The organism is Arthrobacter sp. TRD_SC_6 (assembly GCF_055361185.1).
The window spans coordinates 112,312-128,915 of record NZ_CM143953.1 but is presented as its reverse complement, the minus strand read 5'-3'; the positions used below and the strand labels follow the sequence as shown (position 1 = coordinate 128,915).

Annotated in this window: 15 protein-coding genes; 9 read left to right on the top strand and 6 right to left on the bottom strand. The window is 63.4% G+C overall.

Annotated features, from left to right (window positions below; translation table 11 throughout):
- Positions 1–87: 87 nt before the first annotated feature.
- The gene (locus ACWA1U_RS00600; protein ID WP_463723412.1) at positions 88–315 is read left to right on the top strand and encodes a DUF3073 domain-containing protein; all 228 of its coding nucleotides are present in this window, start codon (positions 88–90) and stop codon (positions 313–315) included.
- Between the two features lie 212 nt (positions 316–527).
- Positions 528–1,886 (top strand): Na+/H+ antiporter NhaA, encoded by a 1,359-nt coding sequence (nhaA, locus tag ACWA1U_RS00595; RefSeq protein WP_463723411.1) that lies wholly within the window; start codon positions 528–530, stop codon positions 1,884–1,886.
- A 6-nt stretch (positions 1,887–1,892) separates the two neighbouring features.
- Here the strand turns inward: nhaA and ACWA1U_RS00590 are convergent, their stop codons facing one another.
- Positions 1,893–2,771: an NAD(P)H-binding protein gene (locus ACWA1U_RS00590; protein WP_463723410.1), complete on the bottom strand. Its 879-nt coding sequence runs from the start codon at positions 2,769–2,771 to the stop codon at positions 1,893–1,895.
- Between the two features lie 69 nt (positions 2,772–2,840).
- On the opposite strand from ACWA1U_RS00590, the gene ACWA1U_RS00585 reads away from it, so the two are divergent.
- The 3 genes from ACWA1U_RS00585 (at position 2,841) to ACWA1U_RS00575 (ending at position 4,801) form a co-directional block, all read left to right on the top strand.
- Entirely contained in the window at positions 2,841–3,563 is a 723-nt protein-coding gene (locus ACWA1U_RS00585; RefSeq protein ID WP_463723409.1) for a helix-turn-helix transcriptional regulator, read from the top strand.
- A 39-nt stretch (positions 3,564–3,602) separates the two neighbouring features.
- Positions 3,603–4,442 (top strand): sigma factor, encoded by an 840-nt coding sequence (locus ACWA1U_RS00580; RefSeq protein ID WP_463723408.1) that lies wholly within the window; start codon positions 3,603–3,605, stop codon positions 4,440–4,442.
- A gap of 122 nt (positions 4,443–4,564) precedes the next feature.
- Positions 4,565–4,801: a DUF1059 domain-containing protein gene (locus ACWA1U_RS00575; protein WP_463723407.1), complete on the top strand. Its 237-nt coding sequence runs from the start codon at positions 4,565–4,567 to the stop codon at positions 4,799–4,801.
- A gap of 5 nt (positions 4,802–4,806) precedes the next feature.
- Here the strand turns inward: ACWA1U_RS00575 and ACWA1U_RS00570 are convergent, their stop codons facing one another.
- On the bottom strand, positions 4,807–5,967 hold the full coding sequence (locus tag ACWA1U_RS00570) for an ROK family transcriptional regulator (protein ID WP_463723406.1): 1,161 nt from the start codon (positions 5,965–5,967) through the stop codon (positions 4,807–4,809).
- Between the two features lie 104 nt (positions 5,968–6,071).
- The gene (locus ACWA1U_RS00565) at positions 6,072–7,130 is read right to left on the bottom strand and encodes a LacI family DNA-binding transcriptional regulator (protein ID WP_463723405.1); all 1,059 of its coding nucleotides are present in this window, start codon (positions 7,128–7,130) and stop codon (positions 6,072–6,074) included.
- Positions 7,131–7,290: 160 nt separating this feature from the next.
- Between ACWA1U_RS00565 and ACWA1U_RS00560 the strand changes: the two genes are divergently transcribed.
- Genes ACWA1U_RS00560 through ACWA1U_RS00545 form a run of 4 tightly spaced genes read left to right on the top strand, consistent with a single transcriptional unit; the run spans position 7,291 to position 12,715 of the window.
- A complete protein-coding gene (locus ACWA1U_RS00560) occupies positions 7,291–8,595 on the top strand; it encodes an ABC transporter substrate-binding protein (RefSeq protein WP_463723404.1) in 1,305 nt (434 codons plus the stop codon).
- 9 nt (positions 8,596–8,604) lie between these two features.
- A complete protein-coding gene (locus ACWA1U_RS00555) occupies positions 8,605–9,552 on the top strand; it encodes a carbohydrate ABC transporter permease (RefSeq protein ID WP_463723403.1) in 948 nt (315 codons plus the stop codon).
- Positions 9,552–10,370: a carbohydrate ABC transporter permease gene (locus ACWA1U_RS00550; protein ID WP_463723402.1), complete on the top strand. Its 819-nt coding sequence runs from the start codon at positions 9,552–9,554 to the stop codon at positions 10,368–10,370. Before ACWA1U_RS00555 ends, ACWA1U_RS00550 begins: the two co-directional genes overlap by 1 nt.
- A 2-nt stretch (positions 10,371–10,372) precedes the next feature.
- Entirely contained in the window at positions 10,373–12,715 is a 2,343-nt protein-coding gene (locus tag ACWA1U_RS00545) for a beta-xylosidase/alpha-l-arabinosidase (RefSeq protein WP_463723401.1), read from the top strand.
- A 52-nt stretch (positions 12,716–12,767) separates the two neighbouring features.
- Here the strand turns inward: ACWA1U_RS00545 and xylB are convergent, their stop codons facing one another.
- The 3 genes from xylB to ACWA1U_RS00530 all read right to left on the bottom strand — a co-directional run bounded on the left by xylB (position 12,768) and on the right by ACWA1U_RS00530 (position 16,552).
- Entirely contained in the window at positions 12,768–14,255 is a 1,488-nt protein-coding gene (xylB, locus tag ACWA1U_RS00540) for a xylulokinase (protein ID WP_463723400.1), read from the bottom strand.
- Positions 14,256–14,258: 3 nt separating this feature from the next.
- The gene (gene xylA, locus ACWA1U_RS00535) at positions 14,259–15,449 is read right to left on the bottom strand and encodes a xylose isomerase (protein ID WP_463723399.1); all 1,191 of its coding nucleotides are present in this window, start codon (positions 15,447–15,449) and stop codon (positions 14,259–14,261) included.
- A gap of 101 nt (positions 15,450–15,550) precedes the next feature.
- Positions 15,551–16,552: a LacI family DNA-binding transcriptional regulator gene (locus ACWA1U_RS00530; RefSeq protein ID WP_463723398.1), complete on the bottom strand. Its 1,002-nt coding sequence runs from the start codon at positions 16,550–16,552 to the stop codon at positions 15,551–15,553.
- Positions 16,553–16,604: the final 52 nt, after the last annotated feature.

The window sequence follows — 16,604 nt, the reverse complement described above, 5'->3', positions numbered from 1 at the left end:
CGACACATCAACCGGATACTCCGGGGCCTCGCGACAGCTATGTTCACAGCGACCACCTCCGGATCGACGCAAAAAGGGGGTCACGCCATGGGGCGCGGCCGTCAGAAGGCGAAAGCCACAAAGCAGGCACGGGATATGAAGTACTTCAGCCCGTCCACGGACTACACGGCACTGCAGCGCGAGCTCACAGGCCCTGGTAGCCGTGCCTCCCGCCGTGAAGATCCGGTGGAGCCGGATTATACGGAGTATGAGGACAAGTACGCAGACCAGATTGACGAGGAAGAGGACGACGGCGGCACCCGCCGTATCGGGTAGCCCCGGCTCCTCCTAAGTCGCAGACGCATCAAGCCCGCACGGGATGGTGCGTCTTTGGCTTTAAGCCGCGCGCGTGGCTCCGGCCTATCTAAGCCTTACCTGGTTGCACAATTTGAGCAGAGATCCCCGTAATCCCGGTAGGCTGTTTGCAGGTGAGCCGGGAAGTCTGGTCGGCAACGTCTATTGCCGACCTCACTTTAGGAGCCCCACCCATGGCAGATCCAGCCAATCACCCAAGCACGGACCCAAAACCCAAATCAGGTGTGCTTGGACGGGGCACATACGCCGAGTCGCTCAGGGTAGGCGAGATTCTCCGCAAGGAAACTGTTGGCGGCATCCTGCTCGTTATCACAGCCGCAGCCGCAATTATCTGGGCGAACTCTCCTGCGTCCGATAGCTACTTCGCGCTGCGGGACTTCACCTTTGGCTACGAACCGTGGCATCTGGAGCTAAGCCTGGGTGCGTGGGCTGCAGACGGTCTCCTCGCCATCTTCTTCTTCCTCGTCGGTCTTGAGCTGAAGCGGGAGTTTGTGGCAGGGGATCTCCGTAGCCCGGGCAGGGCCATCGTCCCGGTCACTGCAGCTGTCGGTGGCGTCGTCGTCCCAGCCCTGGTCTACGCCGGCGTTAATCTGTCCAGCCCTGACACTCTCAACGGCTGGGCTATTCCCACCGCTACCGACATTGCCTTCGCCGTCGCTGTCCTGGCTATCGTGGGGTCCCATCTACCCAGCGCGCTCCGAATCTTCCTGCTCACCCTCGCCGTAGTCGATGATCTGCTGGCCATCACCATCATTGCGGTCTTCTACTCGGATGACATTCAGGCCACCCCACTGCTTCTTGCCCTGATCCCGTTGGCTCTGTACACCGTGCTGGCACAGAAGTACCGCCAGTTCTTCCATTTGAAGCCCGCGGCTGCCTGGTTCATTCTGCTGCCCATCGGCTTCGTGGTCTGGGCGCTCGTCCACGCAGGCGGTATCCACGCCACTGTGGCTGGGGTTCTTCTCGGATTCGCGGTTCCCGTCCTGCACCGTAAGGGCACCGGCGGTGTGGAAGCCGGACCAGGCCTGGCTGAATTGTTCGAGCACCGCATCCGGCCGCTCTCGGCAGGTTTTGCTGTTCCTGTCTTTGCCTTCTTTTCCGCCGGTGTGATGGTCGGTGGATGGGACGGGTTCGTCTCGGCAGTCACCGACCCGGTGGCGCTGGGGATCATCCTCGGGCTGGTGATCGGAAAACCTATTGGAATCGTCGGTACCACCTGGCTCCTCACCAGGCTCACCAAAGCCAAGCTCGACCCCGCGCTTCGCTGGGTGGATCTGGTCGGCGTAGCGCTGCTGGCAGGAATCGGTTTCACTGTGTCCCTGTTGATCGCAGACCTCAGCTTCGCACCTGACGGATCCACCAACGATCACGCCAAGGTCGGCATCCTGGCTGCCTCCATCCTGGCGGCGCTGATCGCGGCGGTTCTTCTCAGGACCCGTAACAAGCACTACCGGCTGATCGAGGCCGAGGAAAGGATCGACGCCGACCGTGACGGGATTCCGGATGTCTACCAGGAGCCCGGGACGCCTTAGAGGGCGTCAGGCGCCGCTGAGGACGGGGCGGAGGACGTCATAGGACCAAGCTGCCAGGGTAGTGGTCGTCGTCGTGGTTGCGTCGCGGGGTTGCTCAGGAATGAACCCTTCACGAAGGCCGGTCGACATCCCAAGGATTGCCCCGATCTGCCTCTTGCTCATCCCTAGAGCCTCTAAGGTGGCGCGCATCTCGTCGTCAGCGATTCGCCGGGCGTGAACGGGGTGTCCCGTAGCCTGCGAGACGGACGCAAGAGCGTCGTCCCAGCTGAGGTCCTGCGGTCCGTGTACAGCCTGGACGTGGCGGCCCGACCAATCGCTTCTGAGCAGCCATGTCGTCGCGACGTGGGCGATATCGACCGGAGCAACCCATGCCATCGGCTGATCCGTGGGAAGCACAACCGGTACTTGCCCGGCGCTGATGTCCTCGATCTGCAGCAGCAGGTTTGTGAAGAAGAATCCGCAGCGCAGGTGTACCACCGACACGCCGGTGGCATCGAGCAATTGCTCGACCTGGCCCAGCCCGTCGATCTCACCGGCGCCATGGCGTAACTCCGCGCCCACGCTGCTCTGCAGAACCACCCGGGCGACGCCGGCTCGGCTCACTGCGGCAGCGATTGAAGAACCGAAACGGCCGTAGTCGGCAAGAGGGTCCTCCGACATCACTGACGGAACCGTGACGAAGAGAGCATCAACGCCCCGAACGGCCTCCGTCAGAGCAGCTTCATCGGCCAGGTCGACGACGTCCACCTCAACGTGATCCCTGAGAGCGGCGTCGAGGCTCTCCCTACGGTGTGCCAACACGACTGGCTTCACCCCCGCGCGGACGAGGTTGTGAACGACGTGGCGACCTACATTTCCGGACGGTGCGGTAGTAGCGATCTTCATGGAAACAACGCTAGTCTCAGATGTGGCCGAATTCTGGCCACATCTTGGAACCTTTCGATTGTGAAGGTCATGGACTCCGATGTAGCCGCCCGCACACTGCGCCTGCTGACCCTATTTCAGGTTCGGCCCGCATGGTCTGGGCCCGAATTGGCTCTGCGAACAGGCACCAGTCCGCGCACGCTCCGTCGTGACCTGCATCGCCTCGCCGGACTCGGGTACGAGGTGGAGAGCAAACCCGGGCCAGGTGGCTACTATCGCCTGGCCGCGGGAGCGCGGCTACCGCCGTTGGTGTTCGACGACGACGAGGTAATTGCCCTGGTCGTGGGGCTTCGGATGGCCGAGCGCGGCTTGACTTCCGAGGCGGCCGGCCGAGCTTTGGTCAAGCTGTACCAGGTCCTGCCTCGTCGGTTAGCGAACCTTGCGGGTGGCGTTGCAGCAAACAGTGAGGCGCTCGAACTTGAAAGTGCAGAAACGGGCAGCGACCTCGGACCGTTGACGGCTGCAGCCGCAGCCGACTTGGGTGTCTTCTTTTCTTACGTGGACCAGCAGGGGATTTCTTCGCGACGTCGGGTCGACTCCGTGCGGTGCCTGTACCTGCGGGGGCGGTGGAACGTGCTGGCATACGATCTCGACCGCGTGGATTGGAGGGTGTTCCGCCTCGATCGGGTCAGCGACGTGCGCGAGGGCAGTCCGGCACCTCGACGTGTTCCGCCCGCTGCCGACCTCTCAACATGGCTACGCACAGACTTTGGCAGAGCCGGAGCGCCAGTCCGGGCTGGGAACGAACGATGAGGCTGACGGATGTCATGGTTGCGCCTAGGGTATGGCTCTATGAGCTCGATTGAACAGTTTGAGGCGGAGCGTACCCGCCTTGTGCGCATTGCCGCGGGTTTGCTGGATGACAGGGCCGAGGGGGAAGACATTGTCCAGCAGGCGTGGTTGCGGTTCCATGGCACAGCAGCCGTTATCGACAATGTGCCTGCGTGGCTCACAGTAGTCACGACGCGTTTGTGCCTGGACCGTCTTCGTTCAAAGGTCCCCGAACCGATGGAACCGGCACAACTGGCTGACATAGGGCTCTCTCCGGATCCGAGTGATCACGTGGTTTTGGCGGACACTGTTGGAGTCGCTTTGCAGGTGGTCCTTGAACGCTTGGGACCTTCGGAGCGGGTGGCCTTCGTTCTGCATGACTCCTTTGGGGTGGACTTTCGCACCATCGCCGAGGTTCTCAACATCTCGTCCATTGCTGCACGCAAATTGGCTTCGAGGGCACGTTCGAAAGTCTCCGCCAGTGCGCCAGGAGGGACACCAGCTGACTGGGAGGTGGTCGATGCTTTTCTTTCCGCTTCCAGGGGTGGTGATTTTGCTCGTCTCCTGCATCTTCTTGCACCTGATGTTGTCCTCACCGCGGACGCGGAGGCCATCGCCGCTGGCACTCCTGAGCGGCTCGAAGGGCGGCACGAGGTCGCAGCGATGTTCAATGGTGCCGCGAAGGCCGCGCTACCGGTGTTTGTTGAGGATCGTCCCGGTGCTGCCTGGTTCCACCAAGGGCAGGCCCGGGTGGCTTTCGACTTCACCGTCGCCAACGGTGTTGTTCAACGCATCACGTTCCGAGCGCGACAGGACATCCTGGACTCGCTCGCCCGGCGGGCTGACTCGAAGCGCAGATAGGCCAGCGTCAATATTTTCTGGAGCTGTCCACGTCCGGCGGTCACATTTGTGGTGGTGCACTCGTCATAGGAGTAGAGGTTCGAGATGAACTCTCAGATAGTCCCCCGATGGAAGGAACCACCATGAAGACCATGACCTGCAAAGACCTCGGCGGCCCCTGCGAAGTGGCGTTGCGCGGCGACACCGCCGACCTCGTGATCAAAGCCCAGGACCAGCACCTCCGGGAAGCACTTAAGGCCGGCGACCTGACTCACCAGGAAGCCCACGAGGCAATGAAGGGCCGCTGGAGGAATCCGATCAAGGGTATGGGTTGGTACCGGGAGACGAAGAAGGCTTTCGCAGCACTCCCCGAAGCCTGACCTGCTCAGGCCGGGTTCTTCAGGAGCGGTCCAAACACCAGTTCGGCCGCGCCGACAAGAAGCAGTTCCGGCCCGAGCGCTGCACGGCAGATTGAAACGCCACCCACCAGGGCTCCGCTGTTCACCGAATCAATGAGCCGCTCTTTGTCGAAGTCGAACAGCGAGCCCAGGAACCCGCCAAGAACTATCACCTCAGGGTCAAAGATGTTGACGAAGTTGACCAGTGCCAACCCCAGGAGTTCGAGCTGGCGGTGAGCTTCGGCCTGCACCGCAGGTGGGGGCTGTCCGAAGAGCAGAGGCTCAAGCGCTTCCCCGTCCCCATCCGAAAGCCCACCAGCCAGTAGGAGCCGTTCCAAACGTACTTCGGCGTCCAGGCATCCAGACCGGCCGCAGTGGCAGAGTGCTCCGTCGGGGTTCACCAGGGTGTGCCCCAGTTCCCCGGCGTAGCCCCGGCTGCCGCGTAGTTGGGTTCCTCCGGTGACTATCCCTCCTCCGATCCCGCTCGCACTTCCGTTGACGTAGACGGCGTCGCGTACGTTGACAGCCGCGCCGAAGATGCTTTCCGCGAGCGAGCCCAAGGCTGCGTCGTTTGCCGCTGAAGCCGGAAGCCCCAGTGCTTCACTGAATGATCCAACGAGGTCCGCATCCCGCCAGCCCAGGTGCGGAGCAAGTAGCAGCGTGCCCGCGTCGCCGTTCACGAGGCCGGGAACGGCGACTCCGGCGCCAACCACCCTGTCCAATCCGGTAAGGACGGGCTCAAGGTCAGAGATCAACTGCTGACTTACTGCCACGGCTTCAGCGAGTGTGGGCGCATTGGGCATCGAGTGCCGAACCCGCTTGTGAACGTGCCCGCCGAGTCCGACGACCCCTACGGTCACAGCGTCTATGTCAGGGTTGATGGCGAGGGCCGCCACGTCCCGGTTCGCGTGGACAACAGGACTGGGCCGCCCCACGCGGCCACCAACTGCTGGTTCTGTCTCCCGCACCAGCCGCCATTCAGCGAGGTCCGCCACCAGCGCACCCACCGTCGAACGATTCAGTCCAGTGCGCCGGGTCAGCTCGGCGCGGGACAGGGGCCCATTGCGGTGTACCAGCGTAAGGATCTGCGACAGGTTGTGGGTTCGAAGGCCGTCATTGCCGCCGGGAGCGCGCGGGTTGGAGTGCAACAGCAACACCTCCTCATTGGTCGCGTTGGACCGGGGAGTCCTGCTCGCCTCTTATGGTACCGAGCGGATCTCGCGGAGTGTGCAGGCCGCATCCCCCACCCAACTCAGGCCTGTTGACGCACCTTCTTCGATCCGCCCCTCGGCCGTGGCGCGGGTCCCGTGGTGCTTTGCCTGATCACCAGGCTGGTGGCAAGGTCCAGCCTGAGGTTATTGGGGCGTTCTCCCCCGCGAAGCCGGAGGACCATCCGGGTGGCTTCCTCCGCCATCTGGATCAGCGGTTGGTGCACGGTTGTGAGCGCGGGGCTGGACCATTGGGCTAGCTGGAGGTCGTCGTACCCGACTATCGACAGTTCTTCCGGAACCCGCAGACCAATCTGGCGGGCGGCGTCGAGCACTCCAAGGGCCTGAAGGTCGCTTCCAGCGAAGATTGCCGTTGGAGGATTCTCGCCTCGCAGCAGGGTGAATGCATGGTCCCGGCCGCCGTCCACATGAAAGTTGCCGTATTTGATGAGCTCGGGGTCAATCGGCAGCGCAGCCATGTTCATTGCGGAGCGGTACCCGTCAACGCGGGCCAGGGAACACATCATGTCTTCCGGTCCGCTGATGACTGCTACCCGCGTATGACCGAGCTCGATGAGGTGGCGCGTTGCCATCATTCCGCCCGCCCAGTTGGCGGACCCCACGGAAGGGACATCCGGAGCCGGATCGCCTGCCGGGTCGATGATGACGAACGGAATAGCGCGGGCATCCAGTTTCTGGCGAAAGTCCAGGGGGAGATCGGAAAAGACAAGGACGACGCCGGCTGGACGGCGGGACATCACACCTTCGATCCATTCGGCGCCCGGTGCATGCCGCGTCCCAGTTTCCGTGAGCACAACGCTCATGCCATGCTCGCGTGCCACGTTCTCGACTCCGCGGATAAGCTCCAGCGCCCAGGCGCTCTCGAGCTCGTGGAAGACGAGCTCAACGAGCCCCGACCGTGATGAGGAGACCTGTCGGCGCTTGTAGCCGTACTCCTCCAACAGCTCCTCAACTTTCGCCCGGGTTTTCGCTGACACGTCAGCGCGCCCGTTGAGGACTTTTGAGACCGTCGAGAGCGAGACGCTTGCCTCGGAGGCGAGCTGGGCGAGAGTGATGCGCGGTTCGTCCGCCGGAATCGACATGTCGTCAGCTTACCCCCGCCGTTCGTCCGATGAATCAGCCGTTCGTCGCAATATGTGACCGCCCGCACAATTTGGCCTTGCGCTTCCACCGGACCGAAATATACACTCGAGCCACTAGTCAACTTTCGATACTATTATCGAAACTTTCGAGAGGCGTTCGATGAAGAACAACAGCACTTGGGTGACGCGCAGCGTTGCCGGAAGCGCCGCCGTCATGCTGGGACTTACCCTCTCGGCGTGCGGCGGAGGTTCCGGGGACGCTTCCAGCCGCCCCGAAAATGAACTGCACCTGGCCGTGTATGGCGACGCCGGCAACAAGGTGGAGCAGGCCATGGTGGACAAGTTCAACGAGACCTCCGACGTCAAGATTGTGCTCGACACAATTCCCGGTGCGGATTATCAGAGCAAGCTGCAGACGATCATCGATACCGAGTCAGCGCCGGACATCTTCTTCAACTGGGGTGGCGGCAGCATCGCAAACTTCGTGAAGGCGGACCTGCTGATGCCCCTCGACGACTTCATCGAGGAGGACCCGCAACTCAAGGAAGCGTTCCTGGCCTCGGTGTTCGATACCGCGGTCATCGAGGACAAGAGCTACGGCATCCCAATGCGCGGTACCCAGCCCGTAATGCTCTTCAACAACTCCGAGGTGCTGAAGGATGCCGGCATCGATGCGCCCCCGGCCACCTGGGAGGAACTGCTGGAGGCGGTTGAGAAGCTGAAGTCAGCCGGGGTGACCCCTATCGCTCTCGGTGGCGCCGACCAGTGGCCCACCCAGATGTGGTTCCAGTATGTCTTCGACCGCGTTGCGGGAGAGGACCTCTTCCAGGCCGCACTCGACGGCGACACCAGCGTTTGGGACTCCGAGGAGAGCCGTGAGGCACTCGGTAAGTTGCGGGAACTGATCGACGCGGGTGCTTTCGGTACCAACTTCGATTCCGTGAAGTTCACCGACGGTGGGTCTCCCACCCTGTTATCCAGCGGCCGGGCGGGTTTCGAACTCATGGGCTCGTGGGCATACTCGACCCACCTCGATGCCAGCCCCGAGTTCGCCGAAAGTGCGCTCGGTTACAGCGAATTCCCCGCCATCGAAGGCGGAGACGGAGACCCTGCGAACCTCGCCGGCAACACGAACAACTTCTACTCGATCCACAAAGACACCAGGTACCCCGAAGAAGCCGCGGAATTCCTGAAGCTCATGTACTCGGACGAGTTCGTGCAGGAGCAGATTGCCATCGGTAACCTGCCCACCACCACCAACACGGAGGAGTTCCTGGATCAGGCCACCAACCCGGATTACGCGAAGTACCAGTTCGAGCTCGTGCAGGAAGCGCCTAATTTCCAGCTTTCCTGGGACCAGGCCTACCCGCCCGAAGCAACCGTAACCATCCACACCGCAGTGTCGCAGTTCTTCAGCGGGCAGATCGATGAAGACGGTTTCATCGCGGCCATGCAGAGCCTCTAGGACCAATCCATGACAACGCTTGCTACCCGCAGGCAGCCAGCGCCGGGCGGTTCCACGGTGAGCCGCCCGGCCCGCAACGGCGCCTCATCCGTGGGACGTCCGGGGTTCGCCTGGGCTGTACCTGCCACCATCTTCTTCGCCCTCTTCGCGCTCGTTCCACTGGTGGCGGTGGCTGTGCTGTCTTTCACCTCGTGGAGCGGACTAGGGGAACCCGAGTTCGTGGGACTGGAGAACTGGGAAACGCTGATTGCCGATCCGGTGATGGTGAAGAGCCTCTGGCTCAGCCTGCTCTTCATTGTGCTGGGCGTGGTGACCCAGACGCCGCTCAGCATCCTGCTCGGAGTGTGGGCAGCTGGAAACCAACGAAACCGTGCAATTCTCAGCGCGATCTACTTCATTCCCCTGCTGCTCTCTTCTGCGGCAATCTCAGTGCTGTGGCGCGCACTGCTCGATCCGAACTTCGGTATACCGGGCCAGCTGACCTGGCTGTTCGGCGACGGCAACCTGCTCGGCAACCAGGCCGGAGCAATCGGTGTCCTCATTTTCGTTGGAATGTGGCAGTTCACCCCGTTCCACACGCTCATCTATCAGGGTGCCGCCAAGGGCATCCCCACTGTGCTCTACCAGGCGGCGTCAATTGACGGAGCCGGGAAGGTGCGGCAGTTCTTCTCGATCACACTGCCGCAACTGCGCAACACGGCGATCACCTCGATCATCCTGATGGTGGTCGGTGGACTCACCACGTTCGAGACAGTCCTCATCCTGACTAACGGCGGCCCGGGTACAGACACCACCATTACAGCCTTCTACATGTACCAGGAGGCTTTCCAGAGCTTTGACTTCGGCGTAGGCAGCGCCATTGCCCTGGTGCTTGTGGTGGTTGCCACCGGAATCTCGCTCGTAGTGGTCAAGGTATCCGGCTACGACAAGATGAGCAGCTCCCTGGAAGGTCTGTGATGAAAACCCGTCCCAATTACCTGGCCGGCGCCGGGTCCATTCTGTGGCTTGCGATCGTTGCAGTGCCGCTCTACGTCATGTTGTCGGGCACGTTCCAGACCCGCGAGGAGTTTGGGGACAACGGCCCTCTGTCCTTTCCCAGCAGCTTCACACTGCAGAACTATGCCGATGCCCTGTCCAGCGGCTTCGGGCGGTACTTCCTCAACACCGTGGTGGTGACTGTCGGCGTCGTCGTCATCGTCCTGTTGCTTGTGCCGCCGCTGAGCTACGCCATTGTGCGGAGCCGGAGCCGGGCAGCAACCTTCGTTTTCCGGTTCTTCCTGCTGGGTTTGGCAATCCCCGCGCAGGCAGTGATTGTTCCGGTCTTCTACCTGATCAACACCGTGGGACTGTATGACAACCTGCTCGGAGTCATCCTCCCCACCGCAGCATTTGCACTGCCCATCTGCACACTGATCCTCAGCGGGACGATGCGTGACATCACGGGCGAGCTCTACGAGGCAATGGCGATGGACGGGGCCAGCCCGGCGCGGGCTTTCTTCCGTCTGGTGCTTCCGCTGTCCAGGGGCGGCATCTCGACGATTGCCGTCTTCTCGGCACTGCAGGCCTGGAACGGTTTCCTCTTCCCGCTGATCCTCACGCAATCCGAGTCCACCCGTGTGGTGACCCTCGGACTCTTCAACTTCCAGACGCAGTACGGCATCAACATCCCCGGGCTGCTGGCCGCGGTCACCCTGTCGATGATCCCCGTGCTCCTGGTTTACCTGTTTGCGCGCCGCGCGCTTGTCCAGGGCCTTATGGGCGCTGGAGGAAAGTAGCAATGACTGAGACAACAATGAACGATGCCCCGTGGCGGGATACCGGGCGAACGCCCCAGGACCGGGTAGAGGCCCTCATCGACGCCATGACGCTCCGCGAGAAGGTCGCCCAACTGGTGGGCGTTTGGGTTGGTGCCAATACCGAAGGTGGCGAGGTTGCCCCCCACCAGCACGAGATGAACGACGCCGTAGACCTCGACGAACTCCTGCCCCACGGTCTAGGGCAGCTGACCCGGCCCTTCGGTACTGCGCCGGTGGAACCCGGACTCGGTGCTCTGTCGCTGCAGCGCACACAGGAGCGGATAGTCGCAGCGAATCGGTTCGGCATCCCGGCGCTGGTCCACGAGGAGTGCCTGGCTGGATTCGCCGCCTGGAAAGCCACGGCCTACCCCGTTCCGCTCGCTTGGGGAGCCACCTTCAACCCGGACCTGGTTCGAACCATGGCAACCGCCATCGGTACCGACCTGCGCTCGGTGGGAGTGCATCAGGGCCTGGCACCCGTGCTGGACGTGGTGCGGGATGCCCGCTGGGGCCGCGTCGAGGAAACCATCGGAGAGGATCCATACCTCATCGGTACGGTCGCCACTGCCTACGTGCAGGGGCTGGAGCACACAGGAGTGGTCGCTACCCTCAAGCATTTTGTAGGCTATTCGGCGTCGAAGGCTGGCCGGAACCTTGCACCGGTATCAGTAGGGCCGCGAGAGCTTGCGGACGTGCTGCTGCCGCCGTTCGAGATGGCCATCCGGGAGTCCGGCGTCCGGTCCGTCATGCATGCCTACACGGACATCGACGGCGTCCCGACGGCGGCTGACACCTCGTTGCTCACCTCCCTCCTCCGGGACACCTGGGGCTTCGATGGGACCGTGGTGGCGGACTACTTCGGCATCGCCTTCCTGAAGGAGCTTCACCGGGTAGCCGACACGCTGGGCGCCGCGGCTGCCGCGGCCCTGGCTGCCGGCGTCGACGTCGAACTTCCCACTGTGCACACCTTCGGTGAGCACCTGGTCAACGAGATCGACGGCGGGAGATTGGACGAGCGGCTGGTGGACCGCGCACTCCGACGGGTCCTGGAGCAGAAGCTTGACCTGGGATTGCTGGAGCCTGACTGGTCGGCTGTTCCTCCGGCCCTGACGGGCACCGGCTCAGCCGTCCCCACCATCGACCTGGACTCACCCGGTAACAGGAAAATCGCTTCGGAGCTCGCTGAACAGTCGATTGTCCTGGTCCGCAACACTGGAATCCTCCCGCTCTCAGGTACGCCGCGGATCGCACTGATCGGGCCGAACGCTGATACCCACCGCGCTTTCCTGGGTTGTTATTCCTTCCCGGCCCATGTGGGAGAGCAACATCCGGACGTGCCGATGGGCTTGCGGATTCCCACGCTCGCCGATGCGCTCGTTCAGGAATTCCCCAGCAGCAGTATCACCACTGCCGCGGGCTGCACCATCGACGGCGGCGCGACAACCGGCTTCGATGAGGCGCTCGCCGTGGCTGCGGGGGCCGACGTCGTCATCGCCGCTCTCGGGGACAGGGCAGGTCTCTTTGGGCGTGGCACAAGCGGCGAGGGCTGCGACGCGGAGTCGCTTGCTCTTCCAGGGGTGCAGCAGGAACTACTCGACCGGCTCATGGCTTCCGGCAAGCCTGTCGTCGTCGTACTTCTCACTGGGCGCCCTTACGCCCTCGGCTCCGCTGCGGGAGGTGCAGCCGCCGTCGTGCAGGGGTTTTTCCCCGGTGAGGAGGGTGCGGCAGCCGTTACCGCGGTACTCAGTGGGCGCGTCAACCCGGCCGGACGGCTTCCCGTGAGCATCCCGGCAACGCCGGGTGCGCAGCCATCAACCTACCTTGCCGCACCGTTGGCGCAGGCCAGTGGGGTGTCCAACATCGATCCAAGCGCGGCCTTCGGGTTTGGACACGGGCTCACGTACACCGAGTTCAGCTGGTCAGATCAACAGGCCACAACGGATACCGCTTCCACCGACGGCGAGGTCACGGTTCACCTGAAGGTGACCAATAGTGGCCGGCGCGACGGCGTCGAGGTCGTTCAGCTGTACCTCCACGATCCCGTGGCGTCGGTGGTGCGGCCTGTGCAGCGACTGATTGCCTACGCCAGGATTCCCCTCGCTGCGGGTGCATCGGCCCGGGTCAGCTTTACCGTCCCCGCCGACGTCGCATCATTCACCGGCCGGGACGGTGTGAGGATAGTCGAACCAGGCGAACTGGAACTGCGCTTCGGCGCTTCGAGCAGCGACATCAGGTACGTTGCTCCATTCACCCTGACCGGGAATACGCGGATTGTGGATCACACCCGGAAGTTGCACTGTCTGGTGCAGGTGGCCACCGACTGACAGGGCAACGCGAGGCGCCATCCCGGCCGGGATGGCGCCTCTGCACTTCCTGCTAGAAAATGACCGATTGCGCTGCGGTGCGGTACTGCTCACGGATGACCGGCCGATGGTCCACCGCCCGATCCTCCACCGTCTCCACGCGCCACTGCGGTTTCGAACCCGTGAGTGCCCATCCGGCCTGCACTGCGGCGCCTCGTGCGACGTACTCTGCGGGCGCCGGAATACGGACGGGCACATCGAACACCTGCGCGGCGACCTCCTGCACGGCCCTGTTCTGGGCCGCTCCGCCGATCAGCAGCAGGTGGCGTGGCACGACGCCGGTTGCCCGCACGGCGTCGAGTGCATCGGCGAGCCCGCACAGCATCCCCTCAATCGCAGCGCGCGCAACATTCTCCCTGGTGGTCGAGGTGATGCTGAGGTTGTGGAAGCTCGCCCTCGCCGTGGGGAGGTTGGGTGTGCGCTCGCCTTCGAAATAGGGCAGCAGGACCAGCCCGCCCGAACCCGGAGGAGCATCAAGAGCCAGGGCTGCCAAGCCGTGGTGGTCCACTCCGAGAAGATCTGCGACCGAGGAAAGGACGCGGGCCGCATTGAGCGTCGCGACCAGTGGAAGGAACACGCCGCTGGCATCAGCGAAACCTGCCACCGTCCCGGACGGATCCGCGATGGGATCGGCGGCGACGGCGAAGACGGTACCGCTCGTCCCCAGCGAGACGACGACGTCACCCTCTACCGCGCCGAGGCCCAGTGCAGCACCCGCGTTGTCTCCCGCGCCGGCCGCGATAGTAATGGGTCGGCCGGAAGCGCGGGCAAGCGAGGGATGAACCGTGCCGGCCACACCCTCCGCAGGGAGCACACGGGGGAGTACGACGCCGGCACGATCGCCGTCCGCCGCGCCAGCGGTTCCGCGTGCCTCGTGAGCGGTGCGCCCAAGGATGTGCTCGAAAAGTTCCAGGTCATAGTGGCCGGTGGCGGGATTCCAGTACCCGGTGCCGCTGGCGTCGGAGCGGTCCGTTACCAGTTCCTCGAGAACGGGCCCTAGCGGGGATTCACCCTCGGGGCCGAAGCCCCGTAGCCGCCAGGTCAGCCAGTCGTGGGGGAGTGCCACGGCGGCGATCACCGGTACGACGTCGGGCTCCGCATCGCGCACCCACCGCACCTTCGTGCTGGTGAAGGACGCAACCGGGGCCAACCCTGTGCGCTCGACGAGGGCGTCAACCCCGAGTTCTTCGATCAGCGCCCGTGCGGCCGGCGCGGACCGGGTGTCATTCCACAGCAACGCCGGACGCAAGACCCTGCCCCGGCTGTCCAGGAGCACCATTCCGTGCTGCTGGCCCGCGACGGCGATGGCGTCGACGTCTTCATCGAGCCCTCCGCTGGCCTCCAGGGCGGTGAGTAATGCGTCCCACCATGCCGCCGGATCCACTTCCGTGCCCTCCGGGTGGAGGGCACGGCCGCTGCGAACCTCAACGCCGGAGCCGGTATCTACAACCACGACCTTGCAACTTTGGGTCGAAGAGTCGACTCCAGCAACGAGGGCCATGGATCAGCGGGCGCCGAGCAGGTGCTCGATGAACAGCTGCTGAAGCTTCACGAAGCCGAAGCCCTTGCCGTTGAAGTAGGCATCGGCGTCGAATTCTTCGTAGGAAGCGCGGTCCGCGCGCAGGTCCTCGTAACCTTCGCCCTTATTGAGTGTTGGCTCGTTGATCTCGGATACCCGCGACGCGGCGAGTGCTGCCTGGACCTCGGGATCTGCGCGGAACGCGGCTGCACGCTCCTTGAGGAGCAGATAGGTCTGCATGTTCGCGGCCGCGGAGTCCCAGACACCGTCCATATCCTCGGTGCGGCTGGGCTTGTAGTCGAAGTGGCGTGGCCCGTCGTAGGAAGGTCCGCCCGTGGGGCCGCCGTTCTCCAGCAGGTCAACCAGTGAAAACGCGTTCTGCAGGTCACCGTGCCCGAAGACCAGATCCTGATCAAACTTGATGCTTCGCTGGCCGTTGAGGTCGATGTGGAACAGCTTGCCCTGGTAGAGGGCCTGCGCGATGCCATGGGTGAAGTTCAACCCTGCCATCTGCTCGTGGCCCGTTTCCGGGTTGATGCCCACCAGCTCGGGGCGTTCGAGGGTTTCGATAAAGGCCATTGCGTGGCCGAGCGTGGGCAGCAGGATGTCTCCGCGTGGTTCATTGGGCTTGGGTTCAATGGCGAAGCGGATGTCATAGCCCTTGTCAGTGACGTAATCACCGAGCAGGTTCACTGCCTCGCGGTAGCGTTCCAGTGCGCCGCGGATGTCCTTGGCGGCGTCGTACTCGCTGCCTTCGCGTCCGCCCCACATAACGAATGTCTTGGCGCCAAGTTCCGCCGCGAGATCGATGTTGTCCAGTACCTTGCGGATGGCGAAGCGGCGGACGCCGCGGTCATTGCTGGTGAAGCCGCCGTCCTTGAAGACCGGGTGGCTGAACAGATTGGTGGTGACCATGGGAACGATCAGTCCGGTGGACTCAAGGGCACCCTTGAGGCGGTCGATCTGCGCCTGGCGTTCTGTGGCGCTGGAACCGAAAGGGAAGAGGTCGTCGTCGTGGAAGGTGATGCCGTACGCACCAAGGTCACTGAGCCTGTTGACGGCTTCGACAACGTCCAGCGGCGCACGCGTCGCGGACCCGAACTGATCCTGGGCTTCCCAACCCACAGTCCAGAGTCCGAAGGAAAACTTGTCATCGCGGGTGGGCTGAATCGCCATTGAGTGCTCCTGGAAGTATGGGAACTGGATATGTTGCCGTTATAAACATATTCTGTTTATGCCGATAGTCAAGCCCCGGGCTACCCCGTAAAGAGTTGGTTTTAGTTTGCGGGAGCCTGCACGCTCGCCCGCAACACCAACTTGGTGGACAGTTCGATGCGCGGGCTTTCCACAGCCTCTCCACCGATCAACCGCATGAGGGTCCGGGCCGCAAGTGCGCCCATCCCGGACAGCGGTTGGTGGACCGTGGTCAGGGGGGGTGAGGCCCATCCCGCCTCGGGCAGGTCGTCAAAGCCGACAACGCTGAGATCCTGCGGGATGCGTAAACCCTGCTGGCGGGCAGCTTCAAATACGCCGAGGGCCATCTGATCACTCGCCGCGAATATTGCGGTCGGGGGAACGGCGAGGTTGAGTAATCCTGCACCGGCCGTGAATCCGGAGGAGTAGTCGAATTCACCGCTGACCACCAGGCTGGGGTCGAAGGGGATCCCAGCTGCGTCCAGCCCCGCGCGGTACCCGTCGAGGCGTGCCCGGCTGCACCAAAGCCCTGGGCGGCCGGCCACAAATCCGATGCGCCTGTGATTCTGCGAGACCAGGTATTCGGTTGCCGTTACGGCTCCGGTCCAATTGGTTGCGCCGATAGTTGGAACTTCGAGGTCCGGTACGCCAGCGGGATCCACCACTACAACGGGCAGTTCAAGACGCTGCAGCTCGGCATGCAGGAACGAGTCAAGGTCCGTGGTGACGAGGATGACGCCAGCGCTGCTTCGGGCGCCCAGCTTGTCCAACCACCTGCGCGTGGAGTCTGCGCTTCCGCGCCGGTGGATCGCGCTGACCACTACCGACCGGCCTTCGGAGTCCATGGCCTCCTCAACGCCACGAATGATCTCCACTGCCCAGGGGCTGTCCAGGTCATTGAAGACCAGATCGACCAGACCCGACGCCGGCTCCTGGGTGGAGCCCCTGCGGCGATACCCGTATTCACGCAGAAGCTTCTCCACGCGTTCGCGCGTCCGGGGAGCAACGTCTGAGCGGCCGTTGAGTACGCGGGACACCGTGGGAACAGAGACGCCAGCGGCCGCGGCGACAGCTGAAATCGTCACGGCCGGCTCAGGGTTTTCCTGCACGCGCTTCCTCTCCTCAGGCCTCGGCGGC